This is a genomic window from Cellulosilyticum ruminicola JCM 14822 (genome assembly GCF_001311925.1).
GTDB classification, from domain to species: Bacteria; Bacillota; Clostridia; order Lachnospirales; family Cellulosilyticaceae; genus Cellulosilyticum; species Cellulosilyticum ruminicola.
Genome location: NZ_BBCG01000028.1, coordinates 15213 through 38010, shown reverse-complemented (window position 1 = coordinate 38010; position 22798 = coordinate 15213). Strand labels below are relative to the sequence as shown.

17 protein-coding genes, 3 tRNA genes and 1 riboswitch are annotated in these 22798 nt (G+C 32.3%); of the genes, 18 read left to right on the top strand and 2 right to left on the bottom strand.

Features of this window, described 5'->3' with window-relative positions; translation table 11 throughout:
- Positions 1 to 30: 30 nt before the first annotated feature.
- The 13 genes from JCM14822_RS10635 to JCM14822_RS10580 all read left to right on the top strand — a co-directional run bounded on the left by JCM14822_RS10635 (position 31) and on the right by JCM14822_RS10580 (position 17010).
- A tRNA-Gln gene (locus JCM14822_RS10635) sits at positions 31 to 103 on the top strand.
- A gap of 349 nt (positions 104 to 452) precedes the next feature.
- On the top strand, positions 453 to 6929 hold the full coding sequence (locus JCM14822_RS10630; RefSeq protein WP_054742224.1) for a non-ribosomal peptide synthetase: 6477 nt from the start codon (positions 453 to 455) through the stop codon (positions 6927 to 6929).
- A 30-nt stretch (positions 6930 to 6959) separates the two neighbouring features.
- On the top strand, positions 6960 to 8708 hold the full coding sequence (locus JCM14822_RS10625) for an ABC transporter ATP-binding protein (RefSeq protein ID WP_054742222.1): 1749 nt from the start codon (positions 6960 to 6962) through the stop codon (positions 8706 to 8708).
- Positions 8709 to 8719: 11 nt separating this feature from the next.
- Complete coding sequence (locus JCM14822_RS10620) at positions 8720 to 9262, top strand: ABC transporter transmembrane domain-containing protein (RefSeq protein ID WP_054742220.1); 543 nt, start codon at positions 8720 to 8722, stop codon at positions 9260 to 9262.
- Positions 9256 to 10416, top strand: coding sequence for an ABC transporter ATP-binding protein (locus JCM14822_RS10615; protein WP_054742218.1), 1161 nt, complete (start codon positions 9256 to 9258; stop codon positions 10414 to 10416). The genes JCM14822_RS10620 and JCM14822_RS10615 overlap by 7 nt, the downstream gene beginning before the upstream one ends.
- An 85-nt stretch (positions 10417 to 10501) precedes the next feature.
- Positions 10502 to 10927 carry a DUF6444 domain-containing protein gene (locus tag JCM14822_RS25010; protein ID WP_408606199.1) on the top strand — a complete coding sequence of 142 codons (426 nt, stop codon included), beginning with the start codon at positions 10502 to 10504 and terminating at the stop codon, positions 10925 to 10927.
- 95 nt (positions 10928 to 11022) lie between these two features.
- Positions 11023 to 11105: transfer RNA gene (locus JCM14822_RS10610), tRNA-Leu, on the top strand.
- 35 nt (positions 11106 to 11140) lie between these two features.
- Positions 11141 to 11226, top strand: a tRNA-Ser gene (locus JCM14822_RS10605).
- Positions 11227 to 11503: 277 nt separating this feature from the next.
- Positions 11504 to 12976, top strand: a complete 1473-nt coding sequence (locus JCM14822_RS10600) for a TraB/GumN family protein (protein WP_054742217.1) — start codon at positions 11504 to 11506, stop codon at positions 12974 to 12976.
- A 13-nt stretch (positions 12977 to 12989) separates the two neighbouring features.
- Positions 12990 to 13094: riboswitch (TPP riboswitch) on the top strand.
- A 154-nt stretch (positions 13095 to 13248) separates the two neighbouring features.
- The gene (thiM, locus tag JCM14822_RS10595; protein WP_054742216.1) at positions 13249 to 14076 is read left to right on the top strand and encodes a hydroxyethylthiazole kinase; all 828 of its coding nucleotides are present in this window, start codon (positions 13249 to 13251) and stop codon (positions 14074 to 14076) included.
- A gap of 60 nt (positions 14077 to 14136) precedes the next feature.
- Positions 14137 to 15453, top strand: coding sequence for a thiamine phosphate synthase (gene thiE, locus JCM14822_RS23140; protein ID WP_157047721.1), 1317 nt, complete (start codon positions 14137 to 14139; stop codon positions 15451 to 15453).
- On the top strand, positions 15438 to 16223 hold the full coding sequence (gene thiD, locus JCM14822_RS10585; RefSeq protein ID WP_054742215.1) for a bifunctional hydroxymethylpyrimidine kinase/phosphomethylpyrimidine kinase: 786 nt from the start codon (positions 15438 to 15440) through the stop codon (positions 16221 to 16223). The genes thiE and thiD overlap by 16 nt, the downstream gene beginning before the upstream one ends.
- Before the next feature lie 277 nt (positions 16224 to 16500).
- Positions 16501 to 17010 (top strand): DUF6143 family protein, encoded by a 510-nt coding sequence (locus tag JCM14822_RS10580; RefSeq protein ID WP_054742214.1) that lies wholly within the window; start codon positions 16501 to 16503, stop codon positions 17008 to 17010.
- Positions 17011 to 17180: 170 nt separating this feature from the next.
- Here JCM14822_RS10580 and JCM14822_RS10575 read toward each other — a convergent pair whose 3' ends face one another.
- Positions 17181 to 17540, bottom strand: coding sequence for a cytochrome b5-like heme/steroid binding domain-containing protein (locus JCM14822_RS10575; RefSeq protein WP_054742212.1), 360 nt, complete (start codon positions 17538 to 17540; stop codon positions 17181 to 17183).
- A 128-nt stretch (positions 17541 to 17668) separates the two neighbouring features.
- On the opposite strand from JCM14822_RS10575, the gene JCM14822_RS10570 reads away from it, so the two are divergent.
- From JCM14822_RS10570 to JCM14822_RS10550, 5 genes are read left to right on the top strand one after another with little or no spacing between them, the layout of a single operon-like run.
- Complete coding sequence (locus JCM14822_RS10570) at positions 17669 to 18625, top strand: AAA family ATPase (RefSeq protein ID WP_054742210.1); 957 nt, start codon at positions 17669 to 17671, stop codon at positions 18623 to 18625.
- A 14-nt stretch (positions 18626 to 18639) separates the two neighbouring features.
- Positions 18640 to 19209, top strand: a complete 570-nt coding sequence (locus tag JCM14822_RS10565) for a hypothetical protein (protein ID WP_054742208.1) — start codon at positions 18640 to 18642, stop codon at positions 19207 to 19209.
- Between the two features lies 1 nt (position 19210).
- Complete coding sequence (locus JCM14822_RS10560; RefSeq protein WP_054742206.1) at positions 19211 to 19801, top strand: DUF58 domain-containing protein; 591 nt, start codon at positions 19211 to 19213, stop codon at positions 19799 to 19801.
- On the top strand, positions 19794 to 20777 hold the full coding sequence (locus JCM14822_RS10555; protein WP_054742204.1) for a hypothetical protein: 984 nt from the start codon (positions 19794 to 19796) through the stop codon (positions 20775 to 20777). Before JCM14822_RS10560 ends, JCM14822_RS10555 begins: the two co-directional genes overlap by 8 nt.
- On the top strand, positions 20735 to 21157 hold the full coding sequence (locus JCM14822_RS10550; RefSeq protein ID WP_054742202.1) for a hypothetical protein: 423 nt from the start codon (positions 20735 to 20737) through the stop codon (positions 21155 to 21157). Before JCM14822_RS10555 ends, JCM14822_RS10550 begins: the two co-directional genes overlap by 43 nt.
- A gap of 59 nt (positions 21158 to 21216) precedes the next feature.
- Here the strand turns inward: JCM14822_RS10550 and pdxR are convergent, their stop codons facing one another.
- Positions 21217 to 22617, bottom strand: a complete 1401-nt coding sequence (pdxR, locus tag JCM14822_RS10545; RefSeq protein WP_054742200.1) for a MocR-like pyridoxine biosynthesis transcription factor PdxR — start codon at positions 22615 to 22617, stop codon at positions 21217 to 21219.
- Between the last annotated feature and the right edge of the window lie 181 nt (positions 22618 to 22798).

The following is a 22798-nucleotide window of genomic DNA, read 5'->3' as shown; positions in this document are numbered from 1 at the left end:
GAGTAAAATTATTTATGTTCAATGCACTAATGAGCTATCGCCAAGCGGTAAGGCACTGGACTCTGACTCCAGCACTTCGTAGGTTCGAATCCTACTAGCTCAGTTAATTTTATAAGTAGGAAAACTCCATTTTAAATACTGAAGTACTCAGTTATTTAAAATGGAGTTTTTTAGGATACAAATTTATATTAGAAAATAAAATTTATATTTTACTAAATGACTAAGCATTTGATACAATGCCTAGTCATTTTTTTATAAAAATTATTTTATGTAAAGAAAATATATGCATAAATTACTTTTTTTACAATGAAATAACAAAAAAGTAAGTTTACCAATGAAGATAAATAAAATAATTTTAAAAAAACATAAAAAATTCAGAAGCATATATTTACATTAAAAAGGGAGCGGATTATAGTAGTTCATATGAAAAATAAAAATAAGGAGTATTAACTATGTATAAAGAATTAGACCATAATATGTTAAATGATGCTAATATACATCTTGATATTAGTAATATGTTTGAAAAAATTGTTAAAACATATCCAGCAGTATTAGCAGCTAAGTATAAAGATGAAGAAATTACTTATGACGTACTTAATAAAAAAGCCAATAGAATGGCAAGGTTTTTAAGAGAAAAAGGTATTGCAAAAGATCAAATTGTAGCAATATATGGAGAACGTAGCATAAAATTTTTAGAAGGTATATTAGCCACATTTAAAGCTGGTGGTGCATATATGCCAATTAATCCAAGTTTTCCTGAAAAACGTGTTATTCAGATGGTAGAGCAAAGTCGTGTTAAGGTGGTTTTAGTTGATGAAGCTTTAAAAAACACTTTTTTAGAGATTGCTGATAAAGTTAAACAAGACTTAACTGTATTTACTATTGAAGAAGTAGAACTACAAGATTACTCAGAAGAGAATTTAGGGCTTGTAGTAGAATATACTGATTTGGCATATCTTATCTTTACATCTGGTTCAACAGGAATGCCTAAAGGGGTTATGTTACAAAGAGGTGGTATGATTAACCACTTATTCTCAAAAATTAATGATATGAAAATAAGTGATGAAGACATAGTTGCACAAACTGCATCTCAATGTTTCGATATATCAGTTTGGCAATTTTTAAGTGCATTACTTGTTGGAGGATGTGTACATATCTTTGAAAATGACATTGTAAATAGTCCTGAACAACTTTTAGATAAAGTTGAAGTAGAGAACATTTCTGTTATGCAATTGGTACCATCCATGTTAAGAACAATACTTAACTTCTTAGATGGACAAAAGAATAAGAAATATACATTATCATCTTTACGTTGGCTAGCCTTAGTTGGTGAAGCATTACCTCCACTTTTATGTCAAAAATGGTTTGGGTATTTCAAAAATACACCCCTTCTTAATTCATATGGACCAACAGAATGTTCTGATGGGGTAAGCCATTATTTAATTTATGAAGGACCAGATGACAGTGTTATTAATATGCCAATCGGAAAAGCTATTAAAAACTTAAAGAGTTATATTCTAGAACCTAATACTTTCAATGAAGTAGAATTTGGGGATATAGGAGAGCTCTGTGTAAGTGGTATAGGTGTGTCTAGAGGTTATATATACGATGAAGAAAGAACAAAGAAAGCATTCTTTGAAAATCCATTTGCTGAAGATGAGAGAAATAAAGTACTTTATCGTACAGGTGACTTAGTAAAATATTTACCTAATGGAGATATGGAGTACTTAGGAAGAATAGATAGACAAGTTAAAATCAGAGGATTTAGAATCGAACTTGCAGAGATTGAAACTTATATTACTAAGTTTGGACATGTTAAAGGCTGTGCAGTTGTTCCTAGAAAGAGACATTTAAAACAAGAAAAAATCGTTGCACGTGAATGTTTAGTTGAAGAAAACAATAATGATGAAGAAGTTTACTTAGTAGCATATTTAGTATGTGATGCTAAGATTAGAGATTATGAGTTAAAGCAATACTTAAAGGTACATTTACCAAGCTATATGGTACCAGATGTGATTATAAAAATTGATGAATTACCACTTAATAGTAATGGTAAAATTGATGTTAAAGCTTTACCTGAACCAGATCATGTAAGACCTGATTTAGAGGTAGATTATGTAGAGCCTGAAACAGAGTTACAAGCTAAGTTAGCAGCTATTTGGCAATCTATCTTAGATATAGATCGTATAGGTATCTTAGATAACTTCCTTGAGTTAGGTGGAGATTCATTATTAACAATGCGTACACTTAATACAATTGAAGAAGTTCTTAATGTTAAATTATCTTTCCAAGATGTGCTTAAAGATAATATTAAGGTGTTAGCTGAGAAAATTATAGTTATTCAAAACGAGACAAAAAATGATGAACAGGAAGTTTTAGTAGCTCCAGAAGATGGACTTTATCGCCCTTCATTTGAACAACAAAGATTATGGTTCTTATGGAAGTTAGAGCCTAATAACTCTTTCTATACTTTACAAGGAACAGTAAATATTAAAGGGGATATAAAAACTGAATTCTTAAAGAAAGTATGGCTCAATGTCATTCAAACACATGATGGTTTACGCGCACAATTTATAGAAGAAGCAGGACATGTATATGAATGCTTTAGAACTGTAGAAAATATTGCATTTGAAACAGTTGATATTACTAATTTAGAAGCAGCAGAACAAGTAAAATATATCAAACAAGAAGCTAGAAAAGAAATTGGTCGTCCATTTGATTTAGCAAATGATTTATTATTTAGATTAAGATGCTATAAGTTATCAGAGGATGAAGTTGAATTTACATTTACGACACATGAAATTGTAATGGATGCATGGTCTATGTCTATTATTATGCGTCAAATTAAACATGACTATGAAACACTTATTAAAGGTGAAGCATTAACTAATGAATTAAAATTCAACTTACATGATTATTTATTATGGGAAAGTAATCATATTACAAAAGAAAAAATGGTTAATCAAGCACAATACTGGGGAGATAAACTCTCAGGAAAATTACCAATGCTTAATATGCCAGCAGATAAAAAAGGTAGTGAAGTAACTTATAAAGGAAGTTCTGAAGCTTTATTATTAGACTTAGAAACTTCTCATAAATTAAAGGCATTAAGTAAAGCACACAATGCTACAGTGTTCATGACACTTTTAGCTGCGTACAATATCTTATTATATCGTTATACTGGACAAGAAGATATTATCATTGGTTCACCACACGTTAACAGAAATAAAGTAGGAACAGAAAATATCGTAGGCTTCTTCTTGAATATGTTACCATTTAGAACAAAAATTGAAAAAGATGAGAGCTTTATTAAATTATTAGATCAAGTTAAAGAAACAGTAATTGGTGGATTCTCAAATTCAAATTACCCATTCTTATGGATGGTAGAAAATGCAGATACAGTTAGAGATGGTAATACATCACCTATTTTCCAAACAATGTTTAACATGTATTCAGAGAAAAATGAAGCAGATACAAATTCAAATGATGCAGTAGATGTATCATTTAGAGAACTTGAGATGGGCTATACAAAATATGAATTTACATTATATGCACAAGAACATGGTGAACAAATTTATCTTCAATTTTCATACTTCAAAGATTACTATACACCAGAATTTGTACGTAAGATGTTAAGTAGTTTACAAGAAATTATTCGTAGTATAGTAGATACACCAGAATGCAATATTGGAAAGATAAATTATTTATCAGATGAAGAAAGTACTCAATTAATTATAGAGAGAAATGATACACAAAAAGCTTATGATTATCATTTATCTATTGGACAACTCTTTGAAGAACAAGTAAAGAAAACACCATCAAAGATAGCCTATATCTTCAATGATGATACAATCTCTTATGAATGCTTAAATAAAAAAGCTAATCAGTTAGCACATTATCTAGTGAAAAAAGGATTAAAACAAGGTATGTATGTAGGTATATGTATTGAGAGATCCTTTGATATGCTTATAGGTATGTTAGCTATTATTAAAGCTGGCGGTATTTATGTACCATTAGATAACCATTATCCTAAACAAAGATTAATGGGTATCTTAGAAGATACAAATGCAGAATTCATTGTCTTAAAATCTAATTTAGATCAATTTGATGATAAAGAATATACAAAAGTATTCATAGATACAGAAGCTCAAGAAATTGGTCAAGAAAGTGATGACAACTTAGAATGCCATACAACAGTAGAAGATACATTAAATGTTATTTATACTTCATCTTCTACAGGAAAACCAAAAGGTGTAATAGTAAGCCATCGTTCAGTTATTAATAGACTTAATTGGATGTGGGAAGAATATCCATTTAATGACACAGACGTTGCAGTATTCCATAAATCTTATGCCCTTGTTGCAGCAACTTGGGAATGCTTCGGCGGTCTATTAGCAGGAATTCCAACTTTATTAGTAACTAGAGAAGATATACTAGATCCAGCTATGTTATGGGATAAATTAGTGAACAACAAAGTTTCATATTTCCTTGCAACACCAGCACTTATTCAAGGTATCTTATTACAAGCTGAAACTAAGAAAACTAAATGGGATACACTCCGTTTAGGTACAACAAGTGCAGAGCCTATTCCGATGTCTATGATTAAAAAATGGTATAAATGTTTTCCTAATGTACCATTACTCAATTTATATGGTGCATCAGAATGTTCATCAAATGCATTATGCTATGATACAAGAGATTTAAAAGAAGATTATACAAGAGTACCTATTGGGAAACCATTATCAAATACTAAGATACTTATTTTAAATGATGATGAACAATTAGTTCCTTATGGAAGCATTGGAGAAATGTGTGTTATTGGGGACTGTGTAGCTAAAGGTTACTTAAATAACGAACAACTTAATAAAGAAAAATTTGTAATCAGTGCATTTGATAGAAATCATATCTTATATAAGAGTGGTGATTTAGTAAGATATATGTCTGATGGCAATGTAGAGTTAGTAGGACGAAAAGATTATCAAGTTAAAATTAGAGGATTCAGAGTAGAGTTAGGAGATATTGAATTAGCATTAGCACGTCATGAAAAAATTGCTAAAGCAGCAGTTAAACTTTTTGAACGTGAAGAGGGCGAAAAATATTTAGTAGGGTATATAGTAGTTAAAGAAAAATTTGATACAAGCACATTAAGAGAGTTCCTACTTAATTACTTACCAGATTATATGGTACCAGCATACTTTGTAGAATTAGAAAAAATGCCATTAACAGCTACAGGTAAAGTAGATAGAAAAGTATTAGAAGAGCCAAAAGATTTATTAGAAAATGACAATAAGGTTTATGTAGCACCAAGTAATGAAATTGAACAGAAATTAGAGAAAATATGGTGTGAAGCACTTAGAAGAAAACAAATAAGTGTAGTTGCTAACTTCTTTGAATGTGGCGGACATTCACTTATAGCGACTCAATTAGTTGCTCAGATTTATAAGAAGTATGGCGTAGAATTACCAGTTAGAACAATCTTCGAAGTGCCTACTATTAGAAAAATGGCAGTTGTAATAGCTGAAATGATTGAAAATAATGAGTTTGTAGAAGAAGTGGCAGCAACAACAGAAGTAACAATTAAACAACCATTAGTAGGAAAAGTTCCATTAACATTAGGTCAAAGATGGTACCTCAATGTAATAAAAGATCGTGTTTATCCAAATCAATTCAATATCAGCAGAATATTTAAAGTGGATGCAGATTTTGATGTAGTTAAATTACAACAAGTATTAGATTACTTATGGAGAAAGAATGATTGTTTAAGATCACACTTTACTAAAGAAAATGGTGAGTGGGTACAATACATGAGTGCACCAGAAGAAGGCAAAATACCATTCTATGTAGAAAATCTAGAACATATTGCAGAATCAGAAGAAGTAGCCTTTATAGAATCTTATGCAAATAAAGTACAGCAGAGCTTTAATCTTGAAGAAGGACCATACATGAATGTAACATATATGAACTTCGGTGAAAAGAGAGATGGTAGATTACTTATTGTAATACATCACATTCTTATGGATGGTGGTTCTTTAGCAAGCTTTGTTAAAGATTTAGAACAAGGCTATATACAACTCATGGAAACAGGTAACATTGACTTAGGAGAAAAAGAAGTTACTATTCAAGAATGGATTGAAGCAACAGAAAAATATGCAGTTTCTGATGAAATGCATAAAGAAATTAAATACTGGACTGAATTACCTTGGAATGAAGTAAATCATGTGCCTTTAGATTATCCAGAAAATATGGCTCAAAATTTAGTTGGTTCAGTTAAAACTGTAGTTAATCATTTCACATTAGAAGAATCACAGGTTTTAGTGAGAGAATTACCTATTAAATATGGTATGAACTTAGAAGATGCATTAGTATGGGCACTTACAAAAGCAGTTAGCCAATTTATTGGAAGTCAATGGGTTGAACTTACATTCATCGGAAATGGACATAGTATGATTCCAACAATGAGACACGTAGATTTATCTAAGACATGGGGATGGAAAGCACAGGGAAGAATATTATTACTAAAAGATAATAGACTAGATGATTTAAATGAAGATTTAAAAGACTTTAAAAATCAAATGAATAGTATTCCAAATGAAGGATATGGATATCACATTATAAATGATTTATCAAAAGATAAAGCATTAGTTGAGAAATTACATAGTTTACGTAAGGACGAAATAGCATTTAATTACAGGGGTGCTATTAACCAAGTAAATGATGATGATATTTTTAGAAAAGCAGACGAAACAAGTGGTTATAATGCTAACCCTGGAGAAAATCGTTTCACTAATATCTTATCATTAAGTGGTGCATTAAAAGATCAATGCTTAGAAATTGTATGGGAGTATAATCCATGTATTTCTAATAAAGAAAGTATAGAAGAATTAGCTCAAACTTATATGAATATATTAACAAGCCTTGTTAGAGCATAGTGGACTAGAAAGTTAAGGAGTGCTGAAATTATGAAAGAAGACAAGAGTTTATTAGGTAGCATAAAGTGGTTAAAGGAATACAATAAGCAATATGAAAAGTATTTGTATTTAAGTATTTTTTCAATGGGTTTTATTGCACTAATAAATATTGTAAAAACTATATTTATTAGAGATATTATTAACGACATATCAATCATAGATAGTAGTAAAATTATTTCACTGATTATTATTTTGGCACTACTCATGATAGCTGGCATTTTTGCTAGCTATTTATCAAAGTATTGTGTAGGCTATTTTGGAAATAAGGTAACACAAAACTTAAAAGATAGCTTAGTATTACATATTAAAAATATACAAATGAGTGAAATTGATGATTTATCAGCAGGTGACTTAATCTCAAGGGTTAATAATGATATAAAAGAAATTTCTAATTTCTTAACCTTGAATCTGGCAGATTTTATTTTCCAACCTATTATGTTTATATGTGCAGCCATATTTATGGTGACATTAAGCTGGAAGCTTTCTTTGGTAAGTTTTGGATGCATTATAGTAGCTTTAATTGTAACAACATGTTTAAAAGGAAAGATAACATTCCATACAAAAAGAAGCTTAGAATTAGTGGGTAAAGGGCTTACCATAGTATTAGATGCATTAAAAGGAGTAGAGGTTGTTAAATCTTATAGATTGGAAGAAGTCTTAGAAAGTAAGATGAATAAAGAATTTAATGTAAGTGTTTTAGAAGGAAATAAAGTAGAAAAATACTCAGCATTTATGTTGCCTTCATTTATTATGATGAAACACTTCCCAAAATTAATTGCCATTATATATGGTGGTTATTTAGCTATTAAAGGTGAAATTTTATTAGGTCATCTTATTGCATTTATTCAGTTATTAGATTATTTAATTCAACCAGCAACAGTATTACCAGAAGTTATTAATGGGGTAAGTAGGGCTGTTGGGGCATTAGAAAGAATACAACAACTATTTGATAAGAAAGAAGAAAGAACAACAGGTAATAATGAAATGATTCCAGAAGAGGAAATAGCTATTGAACTGAAAGATTTACATTTTGCTTATAAAAAAGATTATGAAATTTTAAAAGGTATTAGCTTGAAGGTTCCTAAAAATCAAGCAGTAGCCTTAGTTGGTCAAAGTGGTTGTGGGAAAACAACAATTATGAATATACTATGTGGATTTTATGAAAATCAGCAAGGTTCTATAAAGCTATTTGGTAAGGAATTAAAAGATTTAAGTTTAGAATGTATTAGAGATAATATTTCATATGTATCTCAAAAGTCTAGCTTTTTTAAAGGATCTATTATGGAGAATATTATCTATGGAGAAGAAAATGTTTCTTTTGAACAGGTCATTAATGCAGCTAAAATGGCAAACGCATATGATTTTATTATGGATATGCCTAATCAGTTTGAAACTTTAGTACAGGAAAATGGAGAAAATTTATCTGGAGGTCAAAGACAACGTATTGCTATAGCACGTGCAATTATAAAGAATGCTTCAATTTTACTTTTGGATGAACCTACATCTGCCTTGGATTATGAATCAGAAGTATTAGTATGTGAAGCTTTAGAAAGATTTATGAAAAATAGAACGACCTTAGTTATTGCCCATCGGTATTCAACAATCCAGCAATCTGATTGGATATACGTTATAGATCAAGGGCAAGTAGTAGAAAGTGGAACACATGAACAACTCCTTAGTAATAAAGAGATGTACTATCAACTTTATCAGAAACAATTTGCAGTAGCAGATGCGATATAGGAGGTACACAAATGTTTAATTTAAAAGAATTACTTGGCTTTATTAAATTAATGAAGCGTAATAGTAGGTTATATGCAGTCGCTCTTATATTAAGTAGTATTGCTTATCCAAGTATGTACATCCTTTATGCCTTTGTTAATAAAGAACTTATAAGAGCTGTGACACAAAAGGATTTATCTATTTTATATAATGTATTTATACTTATCTTTCTTATTATTGCTGGTTCATGTATTATTGACCCTATTGGCTGCTATGTACGTGGATATACTGTTAGAAAGATTATTAATGAAATAAGAGAAGATGTGATTAATCACTTATTAGAGATGCCACTTTCTTATTTTGAAACACATGATACAGGAAAGTTAATGTCTATTTTATCTAATGATTTAAATATAGTAGAAGATGCTTTTAGAAACTGTGTCAGAATGGTAATTGTAACAACTGTAATGGCTATTGGTTCATTAATTTCAATATATATTTTAGAATGGAGATTATTTATAGTAGCAATTATTTTAGGTGTATTGTTCTTCCTTTCAAATACAATTTTTTGTTAAAAAAAATAAGATTACTTGGTGAGGACATTCAAAAAAGACTCGGTAGCATCACAAGTTTAATGGTAGAGATTATTAGTGGTGTAACTGATATGAAATTATTTAAAATGGGACAAGTTGTTACAAAACGATATTTCAGGCAAAATGAAGTACTTACCAATCAAATAATAAAGAGAATATCGAAACTTTCTCAAGTTGAAGCGATTAACTTCTTTTGGTCATCATTTAATTTTTTAGGGATATTAATCATTGGGCTTATAATGATTAAATCAGGAAAAACAGACTTAAGTACAGTTATTGCAGTTATTACATTACAAAATAATATTACATTTATGTTTTTAAATATAGGTATCTTTGTAAACAATATTCAAAGTGCATTAGCTAGTACAAATGTAATACTTACAGTATTAAATGAAGAACCAGAAAGTAACAGTGAAGAAAATAAAGATGTAAGTCATATAGCAACATATACACAGGAGATGATTAGTCTTAATAATGTAAGCTTCTCTTATGACAATAAGAAAAGTATATTATCAAATGCTAACCTTAATATTAATGAGGGAGAAAATATAGTAGTTATAGGTCCTAGTGGTTGTGGAAAAACCACATTATTTAAATTGCTTATGGGATTTTATAAAAAGACTGCAGGTGAAATTATAATCAACCATAAGGAAATTAGTAATTATACATTAGGAGATCTAAGAAATATTACGGCGTATGTTTCTCAAGATGCATTTATGTTTGAAGGAACAATTCGAGAAAATATACAGTTTGGTAAAATGAATGCAACAGATACTGAAATTATAAAAGCAGCACAAATGGCAAATGCGCATAACTTTATTATGGAATTACCTGAAGGTTATAATACAAGAATCGGTATAAATGGGATGGGGCTATCAGGTGGACAAAAACAGCGTATTGCCATTGCAAGAGCGATATTAAAAGATGCACCAATCTTATTGTTAGATGAAGCAACAGCTGCTTTGGATTCTGAAAATGAAGATATTGTACAACATGCATTGAATGTGTTAATGAAGGGAAAGACGGTTATTACGATTGCCCATAAACTACAGACAATCCAAAATGCAGATAACGTTTATATGCTTAAAGATGGCACATTTGAAGCGCAGTGTATTTCAAAATTACAAACGAATTAAGTTATAGCAAAACACATGTTATTTTAAGCGTAGGCAATGTTTAAAGTAACGTGTGTTTTTTTAGAAAAAAATTAAAAAAGTGTAACTGTTCAGCCGTTGGCTGAATAAATATATTATTTCAGAACAAACTGCTACTATTAACAAGCTAACTGAAACTATTCAAAAACAAAAAATTGAAATTGCTGAGCTTAAAGAAAAGCTCAATAAGAATAGTAAAAATAGTTCTAAACTACCATTTAGTGATGGCCTTAGTAAACCACAGCCTAAAAGTCTTCGGAAATATTCTGATAAAAAACAAGGTGCCCAAAAAGGTCATAAAGGCTCCAGTTTTTCTATTACTCAAGAACCTAATGATATCATTCCTCATATACCTGATGCATGCAAGAATTGTTCATCTTTTAGTAAGTGTTCTAAGTCTTGTACTGTTGCAGAAAAACGATATGAAGTTGATATTGTTAGTACTGGAACTATTCATAAAATGGTGACTGAATGTGCTCTTTGCTTAAAATAGCGGCTGAACAGTTACAAAAAAGTTTTAAAAAAGTATTGACGTAAGTCTGTATTTATAATATACTAAGTAGGCAGTAATGGTTGAGCAAGTGTTGTGCCGAGTGGCGGAACTGGCAGACGCACAGGACTTAAAATCCTGCGAGCTAACCCTCGTACCGGTTCGATTCCGGTCTCGGGCATATTTATTCAACCAGCTGCATAAATAATTTAATAGGCAGAGATGGTCGAGTTGGTTTAAGGCACCGGTCTTGAAAACCGGCGAGGGTAACACCTCCCTGGGTTCGAATCCCAGTCTCTGCGTTAGATAGGTCATCCGAAAGGGTGACCTTTTTCGTTATATACATTAAATAGTTTTAAGACATGAGGCATTTTAGTATCACAAATACTTTGGTTATTTTTGGCTAAAATGCCTTTTTAGATTATATGTAGCATAAATGAGTTTAAAAGACTGTAATGATTTTTAAAATAAGGTGTATAATGAGTAAAGATAGTCTAAAGTTGTACATAGGATAAGGATTTTAAGAAGACAGAGAAATAATAGATATAATAAATAAGCTAGATACAAGGGGGATATGAAATGAAGAGTAGCTATAAAGAGAGATTGAAAAGATGGGGCCTATTTACATTAATTGGGGCGTTAGCTATTATGCCATTAATGGCAGAAGAGGTAACAGAGGCTGATGCACCTTCAGAAGAGATAGAAGCCACTAATGTAATACCACAAGAAGAAAGTGATGATTATCCAAGTGTATGGGCTGTGGATATAGTAATGGAAGGCCAAAATTATGGTATTTATCCTCTGGGCTGGCATGATAATTTTAAAATAAAAATGAGTAAAGAACAAATAGAAGAATTACAATTAGGTGTAGAAACTAGGATTAGTCAAATTCCAGGTGTAAGGCTTAAAGATGGAAATACAGATTCGGTGATTAAGGGAGCCACTAAAGGGGAAGTTATAAAGCAACTTTTTGGGGTAATTAAGCAATTTGCATATCCTAAGGAACTAGGTTTGAATAAAGTAGATGCGGTTACATTTATGAAAGCTCATGGTATTATAGATTCTAAAACGAGTAAGATAGCATTAAAAAATCCATGTACAGTAGAAGAAGGAATCGTTTTAGGGACACGTTTAGTTGATTGGCTATATGAAGAGTTTGATGCAAGCACTAAAGGATATTTTTGGAAAGTAGATGGTGGTAAAAGTGAAGTATATTTATTAGGTTCTGTGCATGCAGCAGATTCAAGATTATATCCTTTTAGTAAAAAAGTACTTGATGCTTATAATAAGGCTGATGTAGTAGGATTTGAAATAGATGAATCTAATGAAGCAGATTATGATAAGTTTATAAAAGCAATTAGATATACAGATGGCACATCATTAAAAGATCATGTTTCAAAAGCAACTTATGAACTTTTATTAAGTTATAGTGATTTATTTGATTTAACTGAAGAAGAAATGAGTCAGTTAAAGGTATGGTATCTAAGTAGTTATATTTCTTCTTATAGCACAGACGATACAATGCAGTTAGATAAATCCGAAGGGTCATCAGATTATGGTGTAGATAATTATTTCTTTACGAAAGCGCATTTCGATGATAAAAAAATTTATGGATTAGAAAGCTATGAATTACAAGCAGGTATGTTTGATAGTTTTTCTGATGATTTACAAGAAACAGTATTACTTCAGAGCTTAGGCAGTTTCTTATATTCACCAAGTTACTCGGATTGGGATGAAGATGATTTGTGGGAATTAGAAAAGTCTAGTAGTGAATGGCTTACATTAATCAAAAATGGAGATATAGAAGGTTTTAAAAAATATTATAGTCAGGATGATGGTATAAAGGATAAAGAATTATCTGCGGAATATACTCAAAAACTTCTTACAAATCGTGATAAGGGAATGGTTGAAAAGATTGAAAAGTGCTTAAAGGATGATCAAAAGAATACATATTTTATCATAGTGGGTGCAGCACATTATATTAGTCACACCAATAGTGGTGTCATTGACCAGTTAAAACAAAAAGGTTATAATGTAACACAAATAAAGTAATTCAACAAAATAATAACTCGTGGAGGGAGCCTGTGTGCCAGGCTGAGAGGAAGTTAGTAGCTTCGATTTATGACCTGATTTGGATAATGCCAACGTAGGAAACACATTAATATAGCAAAGTAATATGATTGTATAGAAGCTGTTATACGAGAAAGGTCTTGTATAGCAGCTTTTTTGTTGGAATAATTTATGGAAAATTTTTATTGGTAATATATAATATAGCTAAATGCTATATTTGAAATCATGAAAAGTAGTTAAAAGGGAGATTAAAAATGGAATTTAGTGAGATTGTAAGGAATACGCGTACTAATGCACCTTTAGTGCATTGCATTACCAATTATGTGACTGTCAATGACTGTGCCAACATTATATTAGCTAGTGGTGCTTCTCCGATTATGGCAGATGATGCTTTAGAGGTAGAAGATATCACAAGTATGTGTCATGCCCTTGTCATTAATATTGGGACTTTAAATGTTGGAACTATTGAATCGATGTTACGTGCTGGAAGAAGAGCCAATCATTTAGGACATCCAGTGATTTTAGATCCTGTAGGGGTGGGTGCTTCTGCACTTAGGTTACAAACAATAATGCAGCTTTTAAAGGAAGTGAAATTTTCAGTAATCCGTGGCAATATATCTGAGATTAAAACGATTTATGAAGGCAGTGGTGTAACTCAAGGTGTGGACGCTGTAGCAGAAGATAAAATTACTGAAGAAAATTTACCACAGGTTATTATGCTAGCTAAAGCTTTAAGTATGCGAACTGGCGCAGTAATTGCTATTACTGGAGCTATTGATGTTGTAGCTCATGGAGATATAGCCTATGTGATTTATAATGGACATGGCATGATGTCTCGCATTACAGGAACAGGATGTATGTTAACAGGAGTTATTGGTAGCTTTTGTGGGGCAAATCAAGATGATTTATTAATGGCAACAGCAGCAGCCGTAAGCGCAATGGGGCTTTGTGGTGAACTTGCTTATAACAAAATGCAAGTTAACGCAGAAGGAACAGGAAGCTTTAAAGTTTATTTAATGGATTACATGAGCTTAATGGACGGTGAGTTCTTAGTAAGAGGCGCTAAAGTAAAAATTAAATAGGAGATATGACAAATTTAATATGATAAATTAGATGTAAGATAGATATAGATGGAGGCGAAAATGAAAATGAAGCAAAAGTTTAATATCGATAAGGAAGCAATGTGTTTATATGCAATAACAGATAGAAGCTGGTTAAATGGAAAGGCTTTAGAAGAACAAGTAGAAGCGGCTTTAAAAGGTGGCGTGACTTGTTTGCAACTTAGAGAGAAAAATTTAGATGAGGAAAACTTTATAAGAGAAGCTATGCGTATCAAAACTCTAACCACAGCTTATAATGTACCATTTATTATTAATGATAATGTAAAAGTAGCGCTAGCAGTAGATGCTGATGGGGTTCATATAGGACAAAGTGATATGGCAGCTCAAGATGTTAGAAGCCTTATTGGAAAGGATAAAATTCTTGGTGTTTCAGCACAAACTGTAGAGCAAGCTGTTAAAGCGGAGCAAGCTGGAGCTGACTATATTGGCGTTGGGGCTATGTTTACAACTTCAACTAAGAAAGATGCTAATGCCACATCAAATGAAACATTAAAGGCGATTAGACAAAATGTAAGCTTACCAATTGTAGCTATAGGTGGGATCAATAAAAATAATGTGATGCAACTTGCAGGATGCGGTGCAGATGGCATTGCCGTTGTTTCAGCTATATTTGCACAAGAAAATATTGAAGAGGCAACCAGAGAGCTTAAAGTTTTAAGTGAAGCTATGACCAAAAAAACTAGTATAAAAGGTATTATCTTTGATATGGATGGTACACTTTTAGATTCTATGCCTACTTGGAAAGGAATCGGGGCAAAGCTCTTAATGAATAATGGCATTGTGCCACCTGAAGATCTTGAGGAACGTCTAAAAGAATTAAGCTTCGTAGATACAGCAAGTTATTTTATTAATGATTTAGGGTTAAAGATGTCTGCAGAAGGTGTTGTAGCAGGAATTAATGATTTAATGCGTCAAGCTTATGCAGAATACATACCGCTAAAAAAAGGTGCGAAAGAGCTTTTAGAAAGCCTTAAAAAGAATGGATATAAAATGAGTGTGGCAACAGCTACACATAGAGAATTAGCACTTTTAGGACTTAAGAGATTAGAAATATTAGATTACTTTGATGTAGTTGTAAGTTGTAAAGATGTAGGGCATTGGAAAGATGAACCCTTGATTTATCAAGAAACGACTAAAATGATGGGGCTTGAAGAGTCAGAAGTAGTCATTGTAGAAGATGCGGGATATTGTGTGAAGACAGCCAAGGAGGCAGGTTTTAAAGTAGCTGGCGTATATGATGAGGCAGCTGAGCTTGAAACAGAAATGATTAAAGAATTAAGTGATCATTATATGTTAGACCTTACTGAAATGGAGGACTGGTTATGCAAACAGTGCTAACAATTGCAGGCTCAGATTGTAGTGGTGGGGCAGGAATTCAAGCAGATATTAAAACGATTACAGCACATGGTATGTATGCGATGAGTGCCATTACAGCATTGACGGCTCAAAATACAACGGGTGTTTATGGGGTACAAGAAGCTACATCAGAGTTTGTTGGTCAACAGATAGATTGCATCGTAAAAGATATTCGACCAAATGCAGTAAAAATCGGCATGATTTCATCTAAAGAAATCATGGAAGTACTTGCACATAAATTAGAGGAATATAAGCTTCAAAATATCGTATTAGACCCAGTTATGATTTCCACTAGTGGCAGCAAATTAATGAGCGATGATGCCATAGAAATATTTTGTAAAAAGGTAATGCCTCAAGCTAATCTCATTACGCCTAACTTACATGAAGCAGCGTGCCTTGCAGACATGATAATACATACAAAAGCAGAAATGATAGAAGCAGCAAAGAAGATAGGGACTTTCTTTAAGGGCGCTATTTTAATTAAAGGTGGCCATTTAGAAGAAACTGCGGATGATTTGCTTTTTATTAATGGAGAAGTGACTTGGTTTGAAGCACAGAGAATTGAAAATCCTAATACTCATGGCACAGGATGTACCTTATCATCTGCTATTGCTTGTAATTTAGCAGGTGGGCTTGATATGAAAACTAGCGTAGCCAATGGCAAAGAATATGTGACTGGAGCTATTGCTGCCAATTTAGATTTAGGAGAGGGGAATGGGCCTTTAAACCATTGTTATAAAATACAAGTTTAGAGAATATGTCCGAAATGTGTAAGCTGTTTAATCTAAATAGGTAAAATGCTTAATAATTATAGAATAAGATTGGCGGATAAAGACTAGCTTGCTAGTATATAAAATTAAGGGGATAGGCATAAACTAAAATATAATTAATAACGTGTTTTAACTGTAAAAGAGTTTTGAGAAAGAAAATCAGAAACCTTAAGAGAAAATATGATGATTTACATAAGGAGATGGAAATGTGAAAGGGTTGTAGATAATTTTTAGTAGGTATAGGTTAGGGGGAATCAATATGAAAGAAGATAGATTTGGATTAGGTAATCAATGCTGTGTAGCAAATAGAGAGTGTCAATATTTTTTAGGTGCTACACCTGATTTAGCCTTTACGATGAATGCTATTATAGGGCTAAGTAATCCAGCAGATTCAGGAGTTAATTTATACTTAGATACTACAACAATATGTAATTTATCAAAAGAATTATGCCGCGTTCAATTATGCAGTGCATACCATACGTTGGATGGTTTACAACAAGTAGAGGATGTTTCTATGGGAAATTTAAATCTTAAATCAAGCCAAAACCCACAGGGAAAATTAATATATGGTGTAAATAAAAAGATTTCAATAGAATTTAATAGTTGTGGCACAGCAACTTTATGTGAATATGAAACAACACGTTTACGCGAAGAAGGTATGATCGTTATTGCACCAGGCACAAGTCACTTTTACATTGTGACTTCATTGATAGGATTAAAGAAAACAACTATCAGTATGAATTTCCGCTGGTGGGAAGAAACAATCTAGATGAGGACGAGAAAAGAAGAAGAACTAAGTGGTTAATGAATCTTATTGAAGAAAAAGAAAAGGGAGGGTATCTTACAGAATAAGTCTTGGATACACCTCCTTTTTTGTTTGGGATAGAGAGTTTTAAGTATAAATGATATGGCCTACGATAGGGATTTGCTTGGACATGCCTAGGATGTCGTTGCTGTGGTATTTGGTGAAGTAGCGGAATAATCTTCGCCAGGGGTGAGAGAAAAATGATGGCCGTTGGACCAAGCTGGGGAATTGGTAACATCAAAAACTATGCCGTTAGCAGAGATATAGGAAGGGTGACCATTTTTACCGTTATAGTAGTTTCTAAGTTCATGTAAGGTGAATACGCGAGGGGGGACAATAGGCTGTGGACCTAGCATTTGCGCAATGAGTGCTTCTTCATCTAAATATTTGCCCATTTGTTCTAAGTGATCTTCATAAAAAGGTGAATGAATATGTGTATTTAATGTGGATGAAGCGTAATTAAATGAATGTGAAAGTCTTGGAAATAGGGGCATAATACATCCTTTCTAAAGCTATGTTCTATATAGTTTATTAAAGGAACAAAATAAGTATGTAGTGTATACTACGAATGAAAAATAGGTGTGGTATAATGATAAAAAATTTTATAAATTTGGAGGATATTATGGGTGTAGAAGTGGTACAAAAGTTAAAGGAAACATTACTTCTTAATATAGGCAAAGTTATTAGAGGAAAAGACGCACAAATTAATAAAGTGATTATGGCTTTACTATGTGAGGGACATATTTTATTAGAAGATATCCCTGGAACAGGTAAAACGACTATGGCGAAGTCTTTAGCAAAGTCTATTAATTGTGATTTTAAAAGAATACAGTTTACACCAGACTTATTGCCAACTGATTTATTGGGTTTAAATTTTTATAATCAGAAGGCGCAAGAATTTGTTTTCAAAGAAGGGCCTATTTTTACTCAGATTTTATTAGCAGATGAAATTAATAGAGCCACATCTAGAACCCAATCTAGTTTATTAGAGTGTATGGAAGAAGGACAAGTAACTATAGATGGAGTGACACGTAGTTTAGAAAAGCCATTCTTAGTTATAGCAACTCAAAATCCTATTGAAACACAAGGAACTTTTCCACTTCCAGAAGCACAATTAGATAGATTCTTTATTCGTTTATCTTTAGGTTATCCAAGTATGGAAGATGAATTAGCTGTTTTAACAGCTCAAAGAGAAAAGTCACCATTAGAAACTTTGGAATGTGTAGTCACTAAAGAAGAAATCAAGGTGGCACAGGAAATCGTTAAAGGAGTGAAAGTCAGTGAAGAAATTCAAAAATATATTATTCAAATCGTAACAGCTACAAGGGAAGAAGAAAGATTTAGATTAGGACTTAGTATGCGTGGTTCTTTAGCCATGATGAGAGGTGCACAGGCATTAGCAGCTATGGAAGGTAGAAACTATGTAATTCCAGATGATGTGAAAAAGGTAGTTAAAGATGTGGCACTACATAGAATCATTTACAAAGGTCATAGTTTAATGAATCAAGCTAATGAAGTTGCACGTATATTGGATGAAATACTGACACAAGTTACAGTACCTTTAGAAGAAAATCTTTAATAGGGGGCTTGTAAATGGAAGTTATAGCAATAGGCATACTTGTTTTAATAGGTGTTTATTTGGAACAGAAGATTTATAAGGAATTTATTTTACCCTATTTAAGCTATGGGTGTGCCATTAGTAAAGTAGAAATTTATGAAGGTGAGGGCTTCGAAATTGTAGAAACAGTAACTAACCCTACATGGCTCATTATGCCGTGTTTAAAATCAGAGATTACAACGAGTCGATATATAGAGCTTGGTGGACAGGTTTGCAGTGCCAATGAGAAGCATCGTTCTATAGGGAGCTTGTTCAGCATTAAGGCTAGTCAGAAGATTACAAGGAGCTGGAAGGCTAGAGCTTTAAAGAGAGGCTGCTATCATGTGGAAGATATTACGATTGTAGCAACAGATTTATTAGGTCTTTATAAGTATAGTGATATTGTGAAGGTGAAAGATGAGATTCTTGTATTACCTAAACCACTAGATTTAAGGACTCAGTTGATTTCACCTCAATATAATCAAGGTGAGCAAATTGTAAAAACGTTTTATAATAGAAGATCCTTTTTTAACAGCAGGTGTAAGAAAGTATACGTCAAGGGATAGTATGAATCAAATTCATTGGGGTATGACAGCTAGAAATCAAGAGATTATGGTTAGAAATAATGAGACTACAGCTAATCAGAGTTTGACTATACTTCTTAATATGCAGACAGATATTATTCAAACTGGTGATGTTATTGAAAAAGAAAAGATAGAAGTAGGGATTAAACTTATTGCAGGCTTATTAGATGAGGCCTTAGCAAGTGGGGTACCTATTAAACTGATGAGTAATACGACTTTAGAAGGGCAAAAGGAAAGTTTAGAGACTAAAGAAATGTGGGGAAATAATCATATTCACGAGCTATATACGATTTTAGCAAGGCTTCAACTTAAACAAAACATGCCATTTTGCCAGTATCTAAAAAATTATAGTTATCAAATGACGACTACAGATTTAATTGTTGTAACATGTTTCTTAGATGAAGCAAGTATTGCCTTACTTAGAGAAAAAGTTTATGAAGGCTACAATGTGAAGATTTGTTTATTAAGCTATGAACCAGATCGTGTGTTAGAAGAAAGCTTTGATGTATATTATTTAAATACCCATCTAAAGGAAAAATTAAAGTCTGAAAAGGGAGGTGAAGGGGATGTATAACAAGCTATTAAAGCATTTGGGGCTGTTTGGAATCTTATTTATGCTCATTCAGCTCATGAAATTTGGTATGTTCATTGTAACAAATGGATATGGCATGGATTATAGTGTAAATGAAGTGAGGTTAGATAGCATTTTAATCTTAGGTGTAGCGTACTTATCTTATTTATGGTGTATTGTAAAAGAGAAGGTTGTGGATGGCCACAAGTTACATAATATCGTAGGTGGATTATTAGTTGGTCTTGGAAGATGTATCACACTTATAGGGCCTATATATTATATTATTAAGCAATATTTAATGCGGGCAGATATATGGTTTGGTATTATTTTAATTGGTTTAATTATATTTGTGTATATACTTATGTGCATAGATTATAGAAGGGAATATGAACGTATTATCAATCTAGAAATATATGTATTTTTAGTAGTTGCAGCCATTGTAATTAATGCTTTTTCAAGTAATCGTTTAAGTCTTTTGGGAATAGGATTTATTACTGTAATAGGTGCTTTAAGTAGGAATCAAGCTAGCATCGATTATCTCTTAGAACGTATTCAGAAGAATACACCAATGGTAACAGGAATTAGAAAATCAAATCTACGAAGGGTCCTATTGCTTACTTTGTTTTTAGTAGTAGCTTATGCTTTTAGAAATGTGGTAGCAGGTATTTTAAGAATGTTAGGGCATGGATTTATTTATGTACTAGCAGCTATTATAAGATTTTTATTTAAATCAAATGAAGAGATTCCATTAGAAGTAGGCGGGGCAGCAGCTATTGGGCTTATTGGAGCGCCAGTCCCAGAAGGACAGGGCACTTGGTTTAAGATTATATGTTATATTCTTTTAGCTGCATTTTGTATTTGGAGACGTAAAGAGATTTGGAATTTTGTAAAATGTGCATATATAGGATGTATAAAACGTATTAAAGTCATATTAAAGTGGTTAAATACAGCCTTATTCCATGTGGAGAAAAAGAAGTAGAGTCAACCTTTTATTATACAGAACAAATTGAGGAAATTAATACGCTGGAAAAAGGAATGCATAGTAAGAAGAGAAAGCTAAGTAAACGTAAAATCGTGGACGAATTAAAAGAAGCGGGTAAAATTTTAGATGTAAATCTTCGATATCGTCAGAAGTATAAAATTTTAATTCAGCTCCTCGCTTGGCGAGAGGTACCTATTTTAAAATCTCATACACCAAGACAAATTTGTGAGGAGGCATTAAATAGTAATCTTAAATTAGATTTAACTCAGGAAACAGAGGGTTATGAAAACGTTAAATACGGTGAAATGCTAGCTGCTGAAGAAGCAGAACAGGTAATGAATCTCCACTTAAACCAAATATTGGGCTCCAAGGGCTAAAAAAATCAAAAAACGTGGCTTACGCCACGCTTTTTATTTTGTCCATTGATAAGGAAATTTTACTTACTAAAAGAAGCAATACAATCTTTAAGTATTTCACAGCCTTTGTAAATCTCATCAATTGTACAGGTTGCAAAGCTTAAACGAATATAGCTATTTTTATTATGATCAAGATGGGAAAAGAAAATTGGAGACGGTAAGATAAGTAAGCCTTTGGAACGGCAAGTATAATAGAGCTTTTCCGCGGCGATGTGGGGTGGCAGACGAAGCCAGAAACATAAACCTCCTTTTGGATGCTCAAAGGTTACATCATAATCCTTCAACTTTTCTAAAGCAACAAGCATATATTCATAGCGACCACGATAAATTTCACGTATATAGTGAATATGTTCATCCCATTTATTATTCACAAAGTAAAGTTCTAAGGCTCTCTGAATAAGCCCAGAAGCTGAAATATCTGTGTTTTGTTTAGCCTTTGTAAAACCTTCAAGTAAAACTTTAGGCATAATCATAAATCCCATACGAAGTCCAGGCATGAGGAGTTTAGAGAAACTTTTAAGATAAATAACTCTATCTTTGGTGTCTAGTGATTTTAAGGTAGTTGGCAATTCATGGCCATAAGAAAGTTCTAGCATAGGGTCCTCTTCTAAGATAAAGAAATCATAACGCTCTGCTAAATCTAGTAAACGATCCATAGTTTCTAAACTGTAACAACAGGTTGTTGGGTTTTGATAATTTGGCATGATATAAAGGAGCTTAGGTTTGGAAATACGAACTTTCTTTTCGAGCTCTAATAGATTGATGCCATCTCTATCAAGGTGAACCGGAACAATGCGGCAACCCCTTGAACGGAAAACTTCTACAGCACCGTTGTAAGTTGGGTTTTCTGTAATAACTGTATCACCAGAATGGAGTATACTTTTAGCAATAATATCGAGTCCTTGTTGTGCCCCTGAAACTATTTGAATGAGGTGAGCTTCCGTATGAATACTATAAGTATTATGAAGAAACTCGGTAAGAGTTTTTCTAAGAGGCATAAAACCATTAGTTTCTTGATAGCCAAAAGCAAAACCTTTGTCACGATCAATGGCTTCTACAATATATTCCTTAAAGGTTTGTGTTGGAAAGATACTTGGATCAGGAGAAGCACTGGCAAAGTTAATAAAATTATGTGCCTCCTCTGGTGGAATGAAAAATGGTTGTTCTTTAGACACTTTCTTAGACACATAAAATCCACTCCCTTGCTTAGAAGTAATATATCCAGAAGTTTCTAATTGTTTATAGGCGTTAATGACGGTAATATTATTTACACCAAGTTCTTTGGCAAATGTACGGATAGGAGGCAGTTTGCTGCCATATTCAATTTCTTCATTAATGATTTGACTTTTTATATGGCGAAAAAGCTGTGCATATAATGGTTCGGTACTATTTGTGCTGAATTGTAACGGTACAATTCCCATGTTAAGAAAAACCTCCTTTTTTCTTATTGACTGAATATTATTCTTATGCAAAAATACAACTATTAAATTACAGGAAATAAATAAATTGTATCGAAACAATTTTATTAAGCTTTATTTTAGAGGTTAGAATTATAAAAGTAAAGTCATTTAATAAAATTTTTAAATATTTAAATAAATTTAT